Origin of the sequence: Oribacterium sp. P6A1 (assembly GCF_000702885.1) — a bacterium.
Lineage (GTDB): Bacteria > Bacillota > Clostridia > Lachnospirales > Lachnospiraceae > Oribacterium.
In genome coordinates this window covers 1-20,406 of record NZ_JNKO01000024.1, presented here as the reverse complement: position 1 = coordinate 20,406, position 20,406 = coordinate 1, and the positions used below count along the sequence as shown (strand labels likewise).

The following is a 20,406-nucleotide window of genomic DNA, read 5'->3' as shown; positions in this document are numbered from 1 at the left end:
TCATCATCCTATATACTTTCTATGTGAAGCTTTCACATTACTTTGCTTTACCATTGCATACTGCAATGTAGTGTCTATACGCCTATGCCCCAATAAGCACTGTAGCTGTTCTATAGGCATTCCCTTGTCTATCGCCACTGTAGCAAGAGTTCTTCTAAATCGATGCGGATGCACCTTTTCAATCTCACATTTTCTTCCAATATCTCTCAATCGAGATTCTATACCTCCAATTTGTAACCTGTTATATGGCGCTTTCAAAGATACAAACAATGCACTATTTCCGTCACATCTACTATCCAAGTAGTTTTTTAAATGAATTTTTGCCCTTGCGTCAAAATATACTACTCTCTCTTTATCTCCCTTTCCCAGAACCTTGCATTCTCTTTCAACAAAATCGATGTCTTCCCGGTTGAGCTTCACTAATTCACCAACACGCATCCCTGTTGAAGCAAGAAAATCTACTAATGCAATATCTCTTGGCTCTTTGCATTCATCTCTCAATATCTCAAGAGCCTCTTCTGAATACGCTTCCTTTATGCTAAGTGTTGTTTTTATCTTATGAATCCTTCTTACCGGACTCTTAAGAATGTAGCTTTCATCCTCTAGCCATGAAAAAAAACTAGATAGAATACGACGTATATTGTCAATTGTAACCTTGCTCGATCCATTCTCTTTCTGGTAATTTGACAAATACTCTCGCAAATCCTCAGTAGTTATCCTGTTAGCACCTTTGTCCACTTTAATCAGCATCGATGAAATTGTTTTTTCATAGTACGTAATAGTTTTTTCAGAACACCCTTCAACACGCTTAGCTGAAATAAACAACTCCAAGTAATCTAGCACCTCTGTATCTATTGTCTCCGACTTTAAAATGGAGTAACCATCAACTACATTTTCAACTACTTCCTGTAACTTCTTTAATTGTCCATTATCTAGGAACGGCATCATTTTAAGGACTATCTCATTTGTAAACTCTTTATTCATAAGTGTTCTCCTCTCTTTTTCTATGGAGAACAATAATAAAGATGATCTCTATTTTCCAATAATCCCTATAAACGATAATTTACATCAGCAACTTCAAACACTATATAATTATTGGTTTATTCAATACGATTTCCCTAATAGTGAGAATCTTCCTTATAATACTAGCGGCGGTAGTATGGTTTATGACGAAAAATTGCAACGTAACGTACCATCCAACTGGGAAACAAATTCTATTGGGAATACGAGTATATATGTTTCCGATTACACAGCCAATGGAAGTTTTAAAGGTTTAGCGGATAACGTTCAGTATAATCAAGGTGAACGCTATGCAATGCTCATAAGAGTTGTGGACTTTAATAATAATTTTGATCCTCAAGGTGATTACATATATGTCGACAAACACGGTTATGATTATCTAAAAAAATGTCAATTATATGGTGGTGAAGTAATTATATGTAATGTGGGTAATACTGGAGCAACATATAGATGCCCATATTTAGGTGTTCCAATGGCGCTTGGTCCAAATGGAATAGTTGTTAATCATTCTGTTTTAAATGGTTTTTTGTATTTGCATTTTCGTTCTGAAATAGGTCAATTTCAATTACAAGCTATCTCATCTGGCAGTATACAGAAAAAGTTTAATAAAACAGATTTCAGAGATCTAAACTTATGCATACCTCCAACAGAGGTTTTACAAAAGTTTAATGCTATTGTTAATCCTATTTTCGCGCAAAAAAGAGCTATTTGGGATGAAAATAGAAGATTGGCACAGCTACGCGACTGGTTACTTCCTATGCTAATGAATGGACAAGTCTCAATCATTGACTAAGCTGTTAAATTATCGTTTATCTTTTGATTGTTTTTTATCTTCCCGTTGATACCACTTAAAAGTCTTGCAATCTTTCTCTGTACCTCAATCTCAGGAAGTGTTATAAGCATTTCCTCTGCTGTATGAACATTAAAATGCTTTTGAATAGCTCCAACCTTATTGTTATTAACTTGCTTTTGTCCCCAAAAGTTAATAAAACCTGCTAAGTAAGTTGAATCCACCGACTCATTATCAGGATGCACTATTACCACATCAGAACAATTACATCCATCGTACTCTTTAGGTACAACTGCGCATGTTCCCGGAAGCCCTGTCCTTACTATTACCACATCTCCTTCATGTAGCATCGATTTACTTATTTTTATATTAAAATCTTCAGAAATATATCTTATATCATCACTACTAATCTCAAACGGCTTTATATTTAGAGATCTCAAAAATGGGACCCCAGATTCTGTATATTGCTCCGTCATAGAACCAACAAATCCGACTGTAAGATCTGCTATTTCTCCAAGCTTAACTGTTTTCATTTAAATTTACCTTTTTCAACTGATCCATTATTTCCTTCTGGAGTTTATCACCTTCATCAAATAATCCCTGTAACTCTGTCATGTAATTGTTCATCTTATCAGTAAATTCCTGAGGTGTTAACTCCACATACTCAATTTTCACCTCAAAATACTGCCCTGCTGAGAAAGAAAGCTTTTTCTTTTCTATATCCTTATAACTTACAACAACACTAAAACCATCAACCTGCCTTTTATCGTTGAATGTATTAATTATCTTGCTTATTTCTTCATCACTAAGAACGGTCTTTTGGTTCTTACCATCAACCTTTTCTTTCGTGCCTAGATTTGAAGCGTCCATCAATACAACATCGCCATCTTTATTTGCTTTATCCAAAAAGATAATAGATACGTTAGTACCTGTGGTTGCAAAGATATTTGAAGGCATTGATATAACGCCCTTTAGCATTCTTTCACTTATGATCTTCTCTCGAATTTTCTTCTGAATACCACTGCCCGCTGTCAAAAATCCCGTAGGTACAACTATTGCTGCTTTGCCATCATCCTTCATCGAGCAAATAATATGCTGTAAGAACATCAGATATATTGCCATCTTGGCTTTATCCTTGTTAGGAATGTTTGGTACACCTGCCCAAAACCTCTTATTATATGCTTCACCAGCCAAAGTATCTCTTGTCTCACTGAAATCAACATTGAATGGAGGATTAGAAACAATGTAGTCAAAATGCTCGATATCTGTTTTTGTCTTATTTAAATGTCTAGGATTAAGCAATGTATCATCCTGAATAACATTAGGTAATGAATGAACCAAGTTATTTAAGATTAGATTTAGTCGCATAAACTCATTAGACTTTTGCGTAATATCCTGAGTATAGATTGTGCAATGATCTTCGCCAATCTGATGCGCAAGTGCCAACACAAGTGTACCTGTTCCTGCAGAAGGATCATAAACGGTAACATTTGTTGCTCCATTTGGTGCCATTATTCTAGCTATAATTCCCGCAATTACATGTGGAGTATAGTACTCAGCATATCTACCTGAATCCTTGTTATAATCCTTAATCAAATACTCAAAAATATCAGCAAAGAAATCATACTTCTGCTCAAAAACCTCTGCAAAGCTACTTGTAGCAAGCTTTTGAATAATCGCACTACAAAGAGGGTCTTTTTTCTCATCGTCTGTTATCTCTCTTGAAACAGGAGTGAAAAGTTTAATCTGTGATTTTCCACCAGTATGCACAGCAAAAATATCCATATTCATGTTGGATATATCTTCAAGTGCTTTATCAAAAATCTTATGAAAATCAACTTCTCCTTTATGAGCATACACAGATGAAATGAGCTGCTGTTTTCCCAAAACTGCTGTACCAGCATCCAAGCTAAGTAACATCAATTCATAATCTGCATGGCTCTTTGCTTTTAATGCTGCTTCTATCTCTGCAGTACTTTTCCCTTTAAACTCCGAAACTTTTTTTCCAAGTTCATAAATAAACTTGTCATTCAGAAATTTATAAAGAAATGACTGTGTTATGATTTTGTATTCACCAGGACTGTTTCCAGCTCCAGCCTGATTGCATGCTGACTTCAAGTCATCAATCATGGAATACGTTTTTTGTTTTACTTCTGTAATCTGCATTTTTAATTCCAAGTCCTTTCATGGAAGTATTCTTCAGAAATACAACTTCCTACTTTTTTTACATTCTGGGCATCTATCTGAATATCATTGTCATGAAACACCCTTATGATAATTGGGTACATATTTTTTTCAAAATATGGCTCATTATCGAGAATCTTTTCATTCTCATAAACCTTCTTGTCAACAGATTCTTTCAGTGAAAGTAACACCTTATTAAGCAACAAATCTGACGATATAGGGCTGTTTCCTTCACGCAATCTTTTGTGAGTTCTCATATACTTCAAATCACCATAATATTTTCTGGCTAACATTGCATCAGCAGCATTTTTCTTTCTGGCTGCTTCCTCTATTCTGTTAAGCTCTTCCATATGTTTAGTCATTTCTTCTGCAGTGAGCTCTTCCATATTTTTCTTTGCAAACAACCTCTGTAATTCTTCCAGCAAAGATACATATTCTGGATCTTTAGGGTCATTGTTCCTTTGCATTTCTTTACGAGTTCTTTCAAGTGTCTCTCTAAATTTGTCTGCAATTATCATTTCGCTTTCAGATACCTTCTGGAATTTGAAATCAATTCCATCAAGTGCCATGTTCAAAATTGCACTCATATCCTCAGCATTAGCAAGTGCCTCTTTCTGATTTACGATACTAATTCTATTTGCGACCTCATTGTAAAGAGAATTGACATTATCAAGTGTAAATTTCTCTGCCAGCTCATCATATCCAAATAACTTTGATAAATTTGCCAACTCTTTATAAAGCTCCAATGCCTTACGTACTTCAATCAATTCACCCTTGCTAAGTTCAGAAATCTGCTGAGAGAATAATTCTGCATTTTCTGTATCATATAAAAATAACTTCTCAGCTATATAATCCAAATCCTTTTGGATTTCATCTTGTCTTTTGAAGATATTGTCATATTCCTTGAATGCATCTCCTAGCTCTAGCTGAAGTTCATCAAAATACGCTTTATTGGTTTTATCAAATTCTTCTCTAATATCTGCAAAATCTACAACATATCCATATCTAAAGCTCTTATATGGACGGTTTACTCTTGTTAGAGCCTGAAGTAAATTATGATCTGTTATTTTTCTACAGAGATATAATTTCTTCAATCTTTTTGCATCAAATCCAGTCAAAAGCATATTATACACCACAAGAAAATCTATCTCTCCTTGCTTAAATTCATTCTGCTCTTTAGCTCTTGTTTCTTTGTCATCCTCATCGTGCAATATCAGAGCACATGTATAATCAATAGTTGGTGTAGATAAAACAAAATTCAATGTCTTATCCTGTGCATCAGCCAGCACAGCTTTATAGTTTTTGGATTTAATTTCTTCAAACACTGCTCTAGCTTGTTCTGATGAATCACATACTATCATTCCACCAATGCTATCATCATTTAGCATTTTTCTACTTTTCGTGAAGTCCTGAGTAATATATTTTACAAGAGGTTGAACATATCTTGGATGCGCATATAATTCCTTCCTTGGCAAAGATCCCTTTACTGCTTTAATCTCTTCCAAGGTAGAAACTAGCGTCATTCTATATTCAGTTTTGATACCTTCTCTAATAAGACGCAATGTGTATCTATCCGCTATGGAACGATTATAATAATACTTATGTATGTAATCTCCAAACACGTCTTTTGTCTTATATTCTTTACTTATAAGCGGTGTACCCGTAAGCGCAATCATGACTGCATCTCTATCAGATGCCATCAAATTTGCCAAAAAGGAACCTTTTGGATTATAGCTCCTATGCGCTTCATCTAAAAAGTATATTCTCTGTATACTGAGGTCATAATCCAAAGGCTTTGCTATTGCATTAGCTGAAAGTTTTTGAATGTTAACTACAGTTATAGATAGCTCACCAGTATTATTCTTATCACCTGGCTTTTCAAACATTTTTTCAAGTTCAGCCTTATTCTTAACCTCATCAACCACGAGACCTCTTGATCTAAATTCGTCTGCAGCCTGCCTTAACAAATCCAATCTATCTACGATAAAGTAAAACTTTGCTATTATACCTTGCTTCTGATAATAATCAGAAAGATAGTGTGTATTGTAATATGCAAGTTCGGTTTTACCACTCCCCTGTGTATGCCAAATAACGCCATGCTTCACACCATGGTTCAGCTTGTTTTCAATTGCTTTTGTAGCAAACAACTGAGGATATCTCATGATATGTTTTTCAAGTCTTCTAATTCCGGTATCTGGATCAGCCTTATCCACAAAGCATAATGAATACTTCAAGATAAACATCAATCTTTCATGAGAAAGCATAGAAGTGATTATTCTATTCGTAGGAGATGTCGGAGAGATATTAACAGCATATTCCCCACTACCTTTGATAGAAACCAAATTATTATCTTTCAAAATTTCATTTTCTACTTCTTCATCTATTGAGGATATCTTTCCAAATATGGTCTCATCTTCTTCTCTAAAATGACTAAAGAATAATCGCACATAATCAGTTGTAGAATAAAATGCACCTTCTAGTGGAACAGCCTCCATGTCATCATATTCACTATTATTTGAGAAAATCATAAATTGGGTTATATTTGCAAAACGTCTGAACTTTTTATTTGCAAACCTTTTATTTATGCGCTCATACTCAGCCTGGATTCCATTTTTATTGTTAGGCTTTTTTACCTCTATGAATACCAGTGGCATTCCATTAATCAAAACTGTAATGTCAGGTCTAAATTCTTCACTTCCATTTTTGCATGTGAACTCAGTGACAACTTCACAAATATTGTTATCACCAGCAATTGTATTAAAATCGATCAACTTAAGACCCTTATAACCCTTTTTCAGGTAGTTATAGAATCCCTGACCTAAATCATCCTGATTTAATGTATTCTTTAGATCAGCAATGATATCTTTTGCGTCCTGATCTGTTAGTTTTGTTCCATTCAGTTTATTGATTCCATCACGAAAAGAACCAATAAAAATATTAGTATCCTCATCATATTGTCCCTCAGCATCTTTTAACGACCTATATGTATAACCAAGTCGTGTAAAATGTACTAACGCTGGAATCTTCACTCTGGAATTTTCATTATGAATTGTTGTCATATCGACACCTCCAAAGGCACAAGACAATTTCATCAATAATATGATAGTCTATCTATTGTGCAATATGATGGACTATCCTCAAAGATTATCAATTTTTCTTTTTCAAATAACAACTGCTATCCGTATATCATATATAGTCTTCGTCAATCAGCTTTTGAAGCATATCTCTGAAGTTGGTTTTTGTAATTTTAAGATCCTGTCCACTCACTAATCTTTCAACTCTTGGATAAGCTTCTGACTTTTCAATCTCTGCAATAATACTTCCGCTGTCTCCTTTACCATGTCCACTATGTGGTGTAGGACCAAATAGAACAACACGATACTGCGGAGCATACTGCATTTTTCTGAAATCATATTTTTGAGCATCTTCATAATCCAAGCAGAACTCAAAACGCTTTTTATCTATACCAAGCTGTTTACCAATAGATGCCAGAACTTCTTCCTTGACTTCAGTGCCACCAACTACAACAATTTTGCCATCCTTATATGTTTCAAATTGATTTTCTCCGCCATGAAGATCTGATAGTCCCAAGAGCTTCAATAATTCTTCAAGCTGACCACTTCTATTGGCTCTCGATAAAATCTGTGTTATCTTGTCGGGCAAAACTTCCATGATAGCGTCTTCAAGCTCTGATAATTCCTCAATAGACAACATATCACTTCACCTCCCCGAAGATACCTCGCAAATCATTCTGTGCTTTCTGAATCTTAAGCTGCAACACTTTTATTTCGTCCTGCTTTGCCTGGTACAGATTTGCAATTTCATTTTGCTTTTCCATTGATGGCAATGGAACAATCAGCTTCTTAAGTGACTCAGCTGAGATATTCGGAATTGTTGCACCTACAACAATTGACTTAAGAACAGCAGCTCCAACTTCGCTATCGAAAAATGCCTTGATAAAATATGGATTAACCTTTTCTTCATCCAGCTCGATGATAAAAAGATTACCATTTCCTAAAATCTTTCTTCCTTCCTCAACCTCAGCAACTGCAACCTTGAATGGTGCACCATTCTTTGAAAGCAGAAGATTTCTATTTCCAATGCAATATTTATCAAGCTTTGAATCCATCTCTTTAAGGTATGGTAAGTCCTCAGAAATCATTCCATTCTGAATATTGGCGAGCATAAGATACTGAGTATCTGTTGGTTCTTCTGAAACCATTTCATCAAGCTCACTTGCCTTAAGAGGCGCACCTCTGGTGATACGCTTCATCAAGCTACCAAGTTCTACACCATCTTCAATCTCAACTGTCTTTTCAAGATATCTTGATGGGTTAAGCACAAATTCATTATCCTGTAGGGTCTTCAAATTTACAGTAATTGTCTCTTCCCCATCATTTTTTAAGAGACTGATGATGTGCTCAATATTTTCGTCAGTGATGATATTCTGTCTTCTTCCCTGCTCACATAAAGATGTAGCATCAACAAGCCTTACTTCCTTATTGCCTCTGCTAAGAACAAGCATAGTTGTAGGAATATTTGTAAACTCAAATAGCTTTGCAGGAAGAGAAATAACTGATTCAACATATCCATTTCTGATAAAATATTCACGGATTTTCTGATCAATGCTATTCCATGTACTTCCATTAGTCATAATAGCAACTGCTTTACCGGAATCAGTAAGATGATCAAAAATGAGAGAATTGAAAATCCAATCAGATGATGTTGCTCTCTTAATTTCAGGCATCCTCTTATGAAGATCATCAATGTAATCCGAACCAGTCTGCAGATGAATAAGCCTCATTCCAAATGGATAATTGGAAAAAATCTTATCAAATTTTCTATCCATTGAAACCGCAAACATATCGCCAAGTTCAAGCTCTGTATTATCAGCGAAAAGTTCTGCTCTTATCTTTGATATCTCATGAGAATAAGTATTAAGCTCTATTCCATAGAATAGATTGCTTTCACGTCCTTCTGTAGCAAGTGTAATAAAATCACCGGCACCACTTCCAAAATCTGCAACTTTCTCATTATCTTTAATATCCAAAATCCTAAGCGCAAGCCTTGAAAGAGATTCTGGAGTTCCATATTCTCCGCCAAATCTTCCAGCCCCTTCTCTTGGAAATTCAAACAAATATGCAAGCAGATCTTTTTCTGAAAAAACTTTTGAGAGCTGAATTGCTACCTCTATATTTTCTCTAGCAATTTCCTTTGCAAACATTACTCTCTGTTCTGAAATCTTATCCTCAATAAAAAAAAGCAGATCATCAATATTATCAATCTCGTTTGTCACTGCAATGTATGCAAGGTACACAAGAACAAAATTCAGCTTTGAATCTACTGGTGCCATCCCTCTTATAAAATTTGCTATCTTCCAGCTAATCTCACTTACAACCTTATCATCAATCTTTCTAATTTCGTTTCTATCTAACATGGGCTTTCTCCTTTGGTTATTTATAACCATATTGTTATCTGGTGAATAAAATATATCTCCAGATTCTTTGGTTGTCAATAACCAAATTTTGGTTTTTAATAACCATATCGCTTAATCATCTCAATAAATGTACAAATTATCTACTATGCAAAGCAAAAGCAGACAGCCCATGACTTTTACTAATTCACAGAACTGCTCCTTATTGTTCAATTTACAATCTCAAATGCTTTTACAATTGGTCTCATCCAGAGCCAATCATCACATATTATCCAATTCATCTTCAAATTCCAGCCATCCGAGCAGCCTATCTTCTTCTCTTTCCCTTCTTAGCTCTTCCTGGCGACGTTCAAATTCTCTTCGCTCCTTTTTGCTCATGTTGCTTGTAAGATCCTTGTACTGCTTATCTGTTAATCTGACATCCTTATCTTTCTTTCCAAAAAACATAACGCTACCTCTCTTTCAATCCAGGCTTCCATCTCTCTTGAAGATTTCATAAAACTCGCAAGTGACACAGAAGTGTTTACAGAATTTGTTGTTCCTATGAATACATTTCCTGAGCCAATATAGAAGTCTCTCCATACTATGTTCTCATCAACAGCAACCTTCTCTTCTAAGACCTTCTCTTCACCTTGTGACTAAAGTGTAAACCTTTATCTAAATAGGTGCCTGTGAACTTTTGTTCACAGTGACAGGCACCTATGGTTTTACAGCCATCGCTATTACCTCCTTGCCTTTCTGCCGTTTCCGCTGTTGATTGTCAAGTAAAATTGACCCCGGGTCAGTTTTAAGTGTAAATCAATAACACTCATCAAAGAATCGACATGTGAGGCAGCATTGCCCGCACTTTTTTCAAGGATTCTCTTCCTCCGTTGAATCCAGAAAACAAATCTTCTTCTCATAGTCCCAAAATTCATTTTAGACACAAAACACCTCCCCGCATCCTGTATGCCATTTCCTATCAGGTTCTTTCCTGATTGTATCTTTGCTTCTGACTATACATTACACGATGAGGTGTCCCTTAAAAACGCTAGCTTAATTAGCCAGCATTTTTAACATTTTCAAACTGTTTTTATCAGAGCTTACACTATGCTGTCCAATCCCTTAAACCTGATCTGCTCGATAAAAGCTTTCTGTTCAAATTCAGGTTTATTTCGCAGAAACTGAACCAGGCTTGCCATTTTTATACCCATTTCTTCAGGATCTTCTTTTATTATCTAATAATTATGTATTCACCTTGTGTTAAGCCTGCTTTTGATTTTATCAATCAAAGTCACATCCGCTGGAAGCCACTCTACACTGTCTATTGTTTGCAAATCAAGCCACTTCGCCGCCTCATGCTCCTTTAATGTCAGCTTACCCTTCTTTATGCTGCACAAAAAACAATCCATGGACAGATGAAAAGTCGGATAATCATACTCTATAGTCTCTATGAAGTCCTCCACATTGATTTCAGTATCAAGTTCCTCCTTGATTTCACGAGCTAATGCCGCCTCCGGTGTTTCACCTGTTTCGATCTTTCCTCCCGGAAATTCCCAGCCATCTTTAAATTCCCCATAACCCCGCTGTGTTGCAAATACTTTGCCCTCAGACACTATCACAGCAGCCACTACTCGAACTATTTTCATAGTTGGTCTCCATTCCGCCGTCTTTTGCCGGCAGCACAAATAGTGATAAAAATCTGTTTTTTCACACTATCATTCCTTTGTTAACCCAAAATCGTATTGCAGATATTCCGGAAGAGCATTCTCCATATGGATATCAAAAAGATAGGTTCCATTACCGCCCTCTGTCTTCCGAGGATTCTGAAGCTTACCCTTTCCGACATAAGTAAAGGGCAATACTAATCCATTTTCCGCAGACACCTTTCGAATAAACACATGCGTAAAACTACTCTTTATTAATTTCTCCAGATGAGACTGAGGAAGATTTGTCATTGATTCCCACTGGAACAAATCCGGCTGCAGAAACTTATCCTTATAATTCAGCTTATCCGCTTCATCTAAATCCTTCTTAAGTGAAGCAAAAATAACCACAAAGTCATCATAATAGTAAGTTCCAACTTGATTATTTGATGGATTTTTTAGAAGCTTTAACTGAACCTGATCCATGCGATAATTCTGCCAGAGTTTGAATCCGGTTTCATCACCGGCATCAACTACATATCGAATCAAGCCGTATTCCAAAAGGTCTTCCACATATTCTAGTAATTGATCATCCATCGACACTTCCAGACGTAATACATCTCCTTCTCGTTTAACTACCTGAAGATAAGTTAATGCATGGTCAAGTTCCATCTGAGTTGAGCCCGGAATCACTTCTTCCAAATATGTTTTTACATCTTGATAAGTTTTTTCTCCGCCAAGTAACAGCTTAACAATCCGGTATTCATGAGTCCTAACAAGTGGTAAAAAACCGGATAAATAGTTGATAAACTCTACCTGCCTATCAGAAAAAATGGGAAGGTTCTCCTCACCAATTCCCTTTAGGAAGTTATAATAGCTGCAATTCTTTCTTCCCTGTGTTTTTACACTCATAAACCGTATCAGATCAGGCGCACAATCATTGTTGATATAATCCACATGCCGAGGATAGAATTCTGCCCCAATATATTTCTTGAAGTTAAAATAATCCTGTTTGAGATATTTGATGGCATTAAAATTCTCTTTATCAATATACTCAAGAATCTCCTCTTTACTCAAGTCATCAATATGTATCTCTACACCATAATCTTCAAGTCCAAGAGCAGTGAAATCATCCTTTACCAAGGATGCCATCAGCCGCTTTTCCATGACAAAATTTTCTGATAAAGATCCTAATGCAAAAGCAATCTGAACACTTCTCTTATAACTATTTCCAATAAAGTCAAGTACAGTCACATATTCCTTATTCATGTACTTTCGAAGTCCACGTCCTAACTGCTGAATAAATATGGTTGTAGATTCAGTAGGCCTTAAAAACAGGACCATATTCACCCCGGGAATATCTACACCTTCATTCAAGATATCAACCGTAAACAGTATTTCCAGATCATTGGCATCATTCTGAAGATCATTGTAGGCACGTACACGCTCGCCTATATCATTCTTTCCGGTCAGATAGGCAGTTTTATACCTCTCGCCCAGAGCCTCACACATCATACGAGCATGTGTAACATTTCTACAGAAAGCGAGACATTTCAGCTTGCCTTGGGGATGGTGCTTTTCTATCTGTTCTGCTATAAAATCGCAATGATCCTCTCTTGCCATCTGTGCGATCATTCTTCGTTCATCATTTCCGGAAAGTCCGTAATCCACAAGCTTGTCACGAATTCCATAATATTTAAACGGTACAACCAGATCATTGGCAATGGCATCTCGAAGTCTTAGTTCATACGGTACGTTATGATCAAATAACTCGAAAACATCCTGGTTATCTAATCGTTCAGGCGTTGCAGTGAGTCCAAGCAAAAATTCCGGTTCAAAATACCCTATAATTTTCTTATATGTTTCTGCAGTGGCATGATGACATTCATCGATTATAATGTAGTCAAATTCAGTCTTAGAGAACAGTTCCAATGTATTACACATGGTGATATTTGTTGCAAATACAAAATCTGCATCGGACTCTTTACTAGTGCCACTGTAAATACCATATGAAACATTCTTTCCAAACACTTCCTGAAATGTCTCCAAAGATTTTTTAAGAATCGATCCCTCATGAACGATATACAAAAGTCTCTTCGGATTAAAATTAAGCGCGTCAAAGGCCGCAAGGTATGTCTTACCACTACCTGCGGAAGCTATTGTGAGGGCACGATTCACTCCCATTGCTCGATATCTGTTCAGTTCCTTCAAAGCTTTCTTCTGCATATAATTTGGCCTGATCTTAGATGCGGTCAAATCATAATCCATATCCCAACGCTCTATGGCAAAATTAAGCTTTGTAGCATATTTATTTATAAGTTCTGCATCCAGCAGCTCTGTTGCTTCCCATTTCTCATTGAATTCTTTTAATGCCTCATCATATACACCTGGCTCGAAACGCTCTGCTACAGATACATCCCACTCTATATTTTTAATCAGTGCATACCTGGTAATATTAGAAGATCCTATCACCAATTCTCTATGGTCATCAAACTCAAAAAGATATCCTTTTGAATGATATCCAAGTGTTGCATAACCGGTATCGTGAAAGCTTTCATAATCAAGATGGCATTGAAAATTCCGGAATCTCCCCATCAAAGAATAGAAGCTCTTAAGAGACTCAATATCAGTAAAATTCTGATAAGTCGAAGTAATAATTCTTCCCCGACAGCCACGTTCCACTGCAGCTTCAATATCTTTGTACAACAAAACCAAGCCAGCTTTCTTAATAAAGCTGACCGAGAATGAAAAAGCCTTACAGTGTCTCAGATTTTCCTTGATTTTGTCCAGGAAAGTTGTTTCTGTATAATTTGTCAGAAATTGATTTTTCAAAGGTAATACCTCCATGCGCCCCTGCTTGGCCGTAAGAGTTCCTACCACCAATTTCATAGCTTAGGCGGCTATAATATCGGGGAGAACCATCAGATTTAAACTCTTATTATGATTCAGATTAAGAGGGCATCTACATCTCTGGGAAATTCAATCAGTCTGACAGCCTGGACCCTCCCACATCGGATATCTTTCTGCCCTCTGGCATGATAACTGGCGATTCTTTTGGATGTAGTTCTCCATCTGCCTTAAGGAATTTCCCTGACTTTTCATCATATCTATACCACCTTGTACTAGATCCCTTAACCCCCATGGTGACCACCTCTGAAAGGGAGCCATCAGGATAAAGCTCGGCAATTCCTCTATATGGTGTACCATAAGAGTATACGGCATCTCCATCATGTGAATATATATCCACAATCTGCCCATAATATGTGATTATAAGATCAATACAGTCATCGTTGTTTATGTCATAATAGTGATACCTGACCTCATTATTATTTGTTGTTTTCGGCCATCCATGCTGAATGAGTTCTGTTTTATATCCTCTCTCATTTAACTCTTCTTCTGTATATCCTGCATCCTGGGCCTCTTTGTAACTAAGCAATACTCCCCAGTAAGGGGCGACTTCTTCATCAACCGATTCGACTACCTCATTTACTGAAACCTCTTCTATTTTTACACTCAGGTCTTCACTGACGACTACCTTATAGTTCATATCAAGATTATCAGCTATCGGTGAACGCGCCTCTATAAGCATATCTGTTTCACCTGGTTTTATTCCCGTGAACGTGAACACCTCATCATATCCGGCACCAGTCATCATATCATGATCTTCTTTGGCATACTCCCTCATAGCGGTATAAGATACAATGCTTTCGTCCTTAATGATCACATTATATTCCGGTCCACCTCCGTCAAATGAATCAAATCGGAGAGTTACCTCTTTATTGACCGGATCAGCCTTTTCCTCTGTTGTTTTCTCAGCCTTGTTCTCAGTTTTTTCCTCTGTTGTTTCCTCAGATGTTTCTTCTGTTACTTCACTTTTCACAACTTCACCTGTCCAGTCTATAATGCCCCCAAACTCATAAACATTCTTATATCCCATGTCAGCGAGTTTCTGAGAAGCTTCTTTGCTCCTCCGTCCGCTGCGACAGTAAACAAGAATGATCTGTTCATAATCAGGTAATTCTTCAGGCGGATCGTTTTCTATAGTTTCATTAGGTATAAGTATGGCTCCGGGAATATGCCCTTCAACATACTCATCCTGTCTTCTGACATCAACAATCACATGACCGTCATCCTGCTCCATCATACGTTTTGCATCATCCTGTGTTATAATCGTATAGGAAAATGTCTGAAACATACCGTCACCGTCCATTATCTGATCCTTTGATTCACATCCCGAAAGTATAACCATGGCGCACACGGCAATTACGATTAAACATTTTATGTTATTCCTTCTCATAATCCTCCCATATCAGCGTAGTAGTTTTCAAGATCCTCTCTTAACTGCTTTTCTATTCTGTCAAAATCATCCTGAGAAAGCTTATTAATTTGATCTCAACGATACATCTATTATAATCCAAAGCTTAGCCAAATTATAATTTGAATCTTCAAGGAATACCATATTCTAGCAATATCGGCTGTTTTCACAGCCACATTACACAGAATGAACGTCATATGCTTATTTACAAAAACTGTATGAGCATAGAAAATAATACCTTAAAAAAATATAAATCTGACTCTAAGAGCAGTAGAAAGCAACTACTGGAACTAGGAAATAAGATCCTTTCAATTAACCATGTTGACAGAAAAGACTATATTGAAAAATTCAACACCCTGAAAGAATCTCTTGAATCCGAGGTGCTTACAGAACATGAATCTGCGCCCACCACTATTATTACATCATCTGCAGGGTATCCATCACATACACCGGATGATTCCCCCCCTTCAGAACCTAAGGAAAAGCTCTGTCCAAGATGTGGAAGTAAGATGGTTCTCAGAACAGCAAAAAAAGGTAACTATCAAGGTAATCAATTCTGGGGATGCAGTCGATATCCTAAGTGTCGGTATATAGAAAACTTAATCCCGGATCACGATTAACCGGAGGAGGTAAAGAATAATGGAAAAGGGTATGTATAAGTATGAATCGATGGCGCTAATTATAAAAGATTATTTATCTTCTCTAAATACCCCGATAGCTCAGCTCACTGCTCTAGACGCCAGAAAGCTTCCTGGTATGGATCAATATGCATCAAATTCCTGCTATGACAATGTAGCTCGCGCTATGGATCATGTCGGCAATACTTATTTTAAAGGACGTGCTTTGAATGAAGAAAAAAGAGGCAGTTCTACTTTTACATATGAATACCATCTAAAGTAGTAAAAAAGTTTCTGGCATCATCAAGTGCGTCATGTTCTCTGCCAGAGAAATCAACTCCTGCCATATCTAGAGCCATCTTCAGTGATAACTGTCTGTCAAAGCCAAGATGTGAATCGAATTCTTTCTGAAAGTCAGCCCATTCCTTGTCTAAAATAGTTGCTTCATCCCGAGACTCTTCATATTTCTTTAATACCATCTCTTTTGATATCTGATCGTAGTCAGTGTCGCTCCAGGCATAAACCGTTACATCATCGCCTGGTCCAAGGCACCAGTTTGTAAACATTCGGAGCGCTTCATTGCACTTCGGCGCGTTTACCAGCATATCGTCAGTGATTCCGGTGAGCCTACTTATATTCTTTGCGATGCCATCACAGTGTTCTGGTTTTACATATGTCCGGAAAGAAGATACATTAAAAGAAAAGCATCCTGACCGGATACTGGTACTTATAGGCTGAGTTGCCGGAATGCATTATCATTTCGAAAAAGAAACTTACGAAGGGATGAAACTTCTTGAGTCTTTGGTTCCGGGAACGGAACTTAAGCTTAAGCGTGAGCCTGAAAACAAGCATGACCAATGGGCTATAGCATAAATACAAATGAGGGTATGCATCTCGGTTATGTGACCAGGTATAATAATGAAGCTATCGCAAGGCTTATTGGCAGTGGGTACGTATTCTCTGCGTATGTAGAAGATATTAGCACGGGCAAACAGCAGTATATGGTTAAGCTTATCCTGGACAAACTCTCCCGGAACAAAAAGAATAAATAGAATGAAACAGGTACCTGATCATACCACAATAATTATTTGCTATGAATAGGAACGGTCGAGGAACTTGGTTTGTCCAAATTTCTCGACCGTTCCATATTCATATTTGAGATATTTGTTTTATATGATCATCCTTCAGCCCAGTCTCCACCACTGCCTAAAGGCTGTTTACCCTGCGCCAGATAATCAAGATCCCTTAACATCTCCGCTGCAGAAAGATCATCGTAGCATAGCTCTGTGAAATTACCGGAGATTGCTGGAGCTGTATCTGCATAGACAAAGGCTTTGTTAACTTTGTCATAGAATAGGTACTCCGGTATAAATGTCGTGGTTGCATCTACATTAGCACCGGTATCAATCCGTCCGGAACGCTCATAGCAGATATAGTCTCTTCCATGAGTTCCATAAGGCAGAAAATAATCACCATAAGAATCAGCTGCTATGAAGTAAACATTAACCCCATCACTTGATAATATCTTCAGGCCATATCCCGGATAGTTAACCGTCATTTCTGGAATATTGTCATCATCCAGATAGAAAAGTTTGTAGCCGGTACCATTGGATTTAGAATGCTCCTGCATCACGATGTCCTTATACTTCTCGCATATAGTTGGTGTGATTCCAACTGACACATTCTGTTCAGTTCCTTTTGTCTGGACAACTCCATTCACAACCCACTGTCCGTAAGCATTGACCTGATAACCATCCAGAGTTGTCGTATTGGTAAGAGCCTTACCATCGTCTCCCAGATAATACCATTTATTATCGAAATCGACCCATCCTCCGGTAAATGGTGATGCTAAAAATATATCAGCACTTGGATCATCATATCCTAATGACAGCTGATCGTTATTAAGTGAATATGAAATATATTGGGTCATGCCATAATATGATCCATCATCAGCTTTTGTTAATGTCACAGATGAATAACCATCATCTACAGTATAACTTCCATCATTATTTTCCGTGACAGATATTGACTTTCTGGAATTACTTAAATCTCTATAGGGAGATTCCTCAGGCATTATTGTGTATGCATAATAGTAAGTCTGATCAGCAAAAGATGTCATAGAAATCAAAAGGGTAAAAAGTGTTATCAAATATAGATATCTTATACCATGTCGTTTTTCGTTTTTCATAGTTGGTCTCCTTTACATATAATACCGTCAATAAACACTCCGGCTGACAACATTATCCAACCTGTAATACGTGTTTTTTCAATCTGTTCTTCCGTGGGAAACATCTCCAATGAGCCATTAATAATTAAGTACAGACCACATAAAGCAACTATTGTCACTATGACAAAAACAATTTTCAATACCATTTTTTTCATTCTTCAATTTATCTCCTTATAATTTTCAAGAAATGCCTTCCCGTAGTCCTTCAGCTCTTTAACAACATCCTCCGGTCCCACAACCTTAACTTTAGTTCCAAGGCCAAAGATCCAGGCAAAGAACTGTGGGCTCACATTCACTTCTACCGAGAACTCGCTGTGGGTATCATCAACAGGGCGGAATGAGATATCATCTTTTCCGAATCGATCCAGGAAGACCCCACACATACTGTTATCAAGCTGTATGGTCACTCTTTTCTTAGGTCCGCCATACATGCTGAATGTTGATTTCGATAGTTTCGCCATATCGTATTCTTTGAATTCTTTCTTACCGACGCGGGCTTCATCTGTTATTGAAATTCGCATCATCTTATCTATACGGTAGCTCTTTATCTTGCCATCCCACTCGTCGAATGCAACCATATAGTAGTTCTCATCCATCCAGGTAAGCGCCCATGGGCTTAATATAAACCAGTCTCCGTTACGGCGGGGAACCAGTTTCTTATTGATGTCCCACTTATAATACTTGAATCGGATCTTCTTATTATCGTTGATGGCGTTATAGACTTCATCAACATTGTAGAAAACACTTTCGTTCATGGACTTCACACGATTATCGATAAAAACCTGACGCTGGAGTGTGCTTCCCTGATATTCACTGACAAAGGTCTTGAGCTTGCTGATCAGATCCCGGGATTTGGTCTGAGTGATGAACTTGGAAGACTGTATGGCATCAACGAGAAGCTTTACCTCGGCAAGTTCAAACTCTCTGGAAGCTACATGATACAATGTGTCCCGTCCTGCCTGCTCCTTGATGATGTCTATCCCGAACTTCTCCATATCCGCAAAGTCCTGATAGATGCTTTTACGTTCCGCTGTCACATCGTACTTTTCAAGTTCTTCCATGATCTGAGACATGGTAAGTGCATGATCATCATCAGTCTTTTCCAGCATTACCTTCATGAGATAGGTGAACTTAAACTTCTGGTTGGTGCCTCTGGACATCTTTTTATTCCCCCTGTTAATGCACACTTGAAAATAGAATACACATAATCCATATCACAACAAAAGCTGTGCTTATTATCCAAAATTTTTTAGTGCCATGTATTCCCAATGGATCTTTTTGAACAAACTCTTCTGCAGAATCCACCCAAATCATTTTTTTAGCCTCAGATACAGATGCATCAAACAAAGTCTCGAAAAATGCGTCAATATCCTCTCTTAAAAGGTATTGTACACTTATCGTATCGTTTTCCCAGATGTATCTGACCCTTATCAAGGTTTTATCGCTTATGCTTTCAAATCTGACAGCGTATTTCTGTGGATGTGCAACATATAGTCCGCCTGTATTTTCTGTATTATCGGCAAATAGTATGTATAAGACCCCATCATTAGTCTCCACTTCGTACTCTGAAAGCTTTCCCGTCACTTTCCTTCCTATCCTTGACTGACACTCATTTATAGATAGAAGCGTTTCATAAACGTAGTCGAGCCTCCCGGCTCTTTCATCCTCTATTTTCATTTGAATATTCGGATTCAAATTGTAACCTGTAGGCATTAATTCCTCCAATCAACGTCATTATCTTCAAATCTATTCTAGCATATGATAAAAAGTTATACCGAAACTTATCAAAGTGTCTATTCATTAAAGGTATGTGCTGACATAAATGCTACTATTTTTACAAAAAGTTCACTGTTTCTTATAATTAACTTAAACTTCCCACATTAAAAGTGGGCTTTGAACCTTGAAAACTCTATATTCTAGATAAAAATAATCTTACGCCACTTTATAGCTGCTCGTTAGAGCATCCTGCATATATTCAGGTAACCTAAAGAAGAAATCCTTATAGATTTTCTCAACCTGCTCATCTGTGATGTGAAGTATATTTTTTATGCTTAAAGTCATTGCCTCAATTAGTATAAAGAGCGAATGCTGGAATGTAACGTCCTCCATTTCACTAAGAAGTACATAGAAGATTTCACCTATAGTACGTTCATCCTGATCTTTTCTCTGATATACAGAAAGGTACATGTATCTT

At 37.2% G+C, this 20,406-nt stretch carries 20 protein-coding genes and 1 pseudogene; 4 read left to right on the top strand and 17 right to left on the bottom strand.

Features of this window, described 5'->3' with window-relative positions; genetic code table 11:
- Positions 1–3: 3 nt before the first annotated feature.
- On the bottom strand, positions 4–984 hold the full coding sequence (gene xerA / locus T515_RS12780) for a site-specific tyrosine recombinase/integron integrase (protein WP_036611876.1): 981 nt from the start codon (positions 982–984) through the stop codon (positions 4–6).
- A gap of 175 nt (positions 985–1,159) precedes the next feature.
- Between xerA and T515_RS16780 the strand changes: the two genes are divergently transcribed.
- Positions 1,160–1,813, top strand: a complete 654-nt coding sequence (locus T515_RS16780) for a hypothetical protein (protein WP_155988379.1) — start codon at positions 1,160–1,162, stop codon at positions 1,811–1,813.
- Here T515_RS16780 and T515_RS12770 read toward each other — a convergent pair.
- The 10 genes from T515_RS12770 to T515_RS17170 form a co-directional block, all read right to left on the bottom strand.
- The gene (locus tag T515_RS12770) at positions 1,810–2,343 is read right to left on the bottom strand and encodes a restriction endonuclease subunit S (protein WP_051671713.1); all 534 of its coding nucleotides are present in this window, start codon (positions 2,341–2,343) and stop codon (positions 1,810–1,812) included. The genes T515_RS16780 and T515_RS12770 overlap by 4 nt on opposite strands.
- Positions 2,330–3,976, bottom strand: a complete 1,647-nt coding sequence (locus tag T515_RS12765; protein ID WP_051671718.1) for an HsdM family class I SAM-dependent methyltransferase — start codon at positions 3,974–3,976, stop codon at positions 2,330–2,332. Before T515_RS12765 ends, T515_RS12770 begins: the two co-directional genes overlap by 14 nt.
- A 2-nt stretch (positions 3,977–3,978) precedes the next feature.
- A complete protein-coding gene (locus tag T515_RS12760; RefSeq protein WP_036611872.1) occupies positions 3,979–7,053 on the bottom strand; it encodes a type I restriction endonuclease subunit R in 3,075 nt (1,024 codons plus the stop codon).
- A gap of 127 nt (positions 7,054–7,180) precedes the next feature.
- A complete protein-coding gene (locus T515_RS12755; protein WP_036611868.1) occupies positions 7,181–7,708 on the bottom strand; it encodes a hypothetical protein in 528 nt (175 codons plus the stop codon).
- Position 7,709: 1 nt separating this feature from the next.
- Entirely contained in the window at positions 7,710–9,431 is a 1,722-nt protein-coding gene (locus tag T515_RS12750) for an N-6 DNA methylase (protein WP_036611866.1), read from the bottom strand.
- A 258-nt stretch (positions 9,432–9,689) separates the two neighbouring features.
- The gene (locus tag T515_RS12745) at positions 9,690–9,875 is read right to left on the bottom strand and encodes a hypothetical protein (RefSeq protein ID WP_036611863.1); all 186 of its coding nucleotides are present in this window, start codon (positions 9,873–9,875) and stop codon (positions 9,690–9,692) included.
- Between the two features lie 275 nt (positions 9,876–10,150).
- Positions 10,151–10,354, bottom strand: a complete 204-nt coding sequence (locus T515_RS12740) for a hypothetical protein (RefSeq protein WP_036611860.1) — start codon at positions 10,352–10,354, stop codon at positions 10,151–10,153.
- A 306-nt stretch (positions 10,355–10,660) separates the two neighbouring features.
- Positions 10,661–11,056, bottom strand: a complete 396-nt coding sequence (locus T515_RS12735; RefSeq protein ID WP_036611857.1) for a (deoxy)nucleoside triphosphate pyrophosphohydrolase — start codon at positions 11,054–11,056, stop codon at positions 10,661–10,663.
- 69 nt (positions 11,057–11,125) lie between these two features.
- Complete coding sequence (locus T515_RS12730) at positions 11,126–13,885, bottom strand: DUF3427 domain-containing protein (protein ID WP_197026449.1); 2,760 nt, start codon at positions 13,883–13,885, stop codon at positions 11,126–11,128.
- Between the two features lie 151 nt (positions 13,886–14,036).
- Positions 14,037–15,350: a rhodanese-like domain-containing protein gene (locus T515_RS17170; RefSeq protein WP_081832821.1), complete on the bottom strand. Its 1,314-nt coding sequence runs from the start codon at positions 15,348–15,350 to the stop codon at positions 14,037–14,039.
- A gap of 215 nt (positions 15,351–15,565) precedes the next feature.
- On the opposite strand from T515_RS17170, the gene T515_RS12720 reads away from it, so the two are divergent.
- Both T515_RS12720 and T515_RS12715 read left to right on the top strand, forming a co-directional pair.
- On the top strand, positions 15,566–15,988 hold the full coding sequence (locus T515_RS12720; RefSeq protein WP_051671712.1) for a topoisomerase DNA-binding C4 zinc finger domain-containing protein: 423 nt from the start codon (positions 15,566–15,568) through the stop codon (positions 15,986–15,988).
- Positions 15,989–16,007: 19 nt separating this feature from the next.
- Entirely contained in the window at positions 16,008–16,268 is a 261-nt protein-coding gene (locus T515_RS12715; RefSeq protein ID WP_036611850.1) for a hypothetical protein, read from the top strand.
- Here the strand turns inward: T515_RS12715 and T515_RS17165 are convergent.
- Entirely contained in the window at positions 16,243–16,704 is a 462-nt protein-coding gene (locus T515_RS17165) for a 3'-5' exonuclease (protein ID WP_278245424.1), read from the bottom strand. The two genes, T515_RS12715 and T515_RS17165, sit on opposite strands and share 26 nt — an antisense overlap.
- A 28-nt stretch (positions 16,705–16,732) precedes the next feature.
- Here T515_RS17165 and T515_RS18225 point away from each other — a divergent pair, with 28 nt between their 5' ends.
- The gene (locus tag T515_RS18225; protein ID WP_278245423.1) at positions 16,733–16,858 is read left to right on the top strand and encodes a hypothetical protein; all 126 of its coding nucleotides are present in this window, start codon (positions 16,733–16,735) and stop codon (positions 16,856–16,858) included.
- A 304-nt stretch (positions 16,859–17,162) separates the two neighbouring features.
- On the opposite strand, the gene T515_RS12705 is transcribed toward T515_RS18225, so the two are convergent.
- The 5 genes and pseudogenes from T515_RS12705 to T515_RS17675 all read right to left on the bottom strand — a co-directional run.
- A complete protein-coding gene (locus T515_RS12705) occupies positions 17,163–18,173 on the bottom strand; it encodes a hypothetical protein (protein WP_036611848.1) in 1,011 nt (336 codons plus the stop codon).
- Positions 18,170–18,367 carry a hypothetical protein gene (locus T515_RS12700; RefSeq protein WP_036611845.1) on the bottom strand — a complete coding sequence of 66 codons (198 nt, stop codon included), beginning with the start codon at positions 18,365–18,367 and terminating at the stop codon, positions 18,170–18,172. Before T515_RS12700 ends, T515_RS12705 begins: the two co-directional genes overlap by 4 nt.
- A 3-nt stretch (positions 18,368–18,370) precedes the next feature.
- Complete coding sequence (locus tag T515_RS12695) at positions 18,371–19,372, bottom strand: helix-turn-helix transcriptional regulator (RefSeq protein WP_036611842.1); 1,002 nt, start codon at positions 19,370–19,372, stop codon at positions 18,371–18,373.
- Between the two features lie 16 nt (positions 19,373–19,388).
- On the bottom strand, positions 19,389–19,925 hold the full coding sequence (locus T515_RS12690) for a hypothetical protein (protein WP_036611838.1): 537 nt from the start codon (positions 19,923–19,925) through the stop codon (positions 19,389–19,391).
- 219 nt (positions 19,926–20,144) lie between these two features.
- Positions 20,145–20,406: pseudogene (locus T515_RS17675) on the bottom strand (IS4 family transposase); the annotation flags it as partial.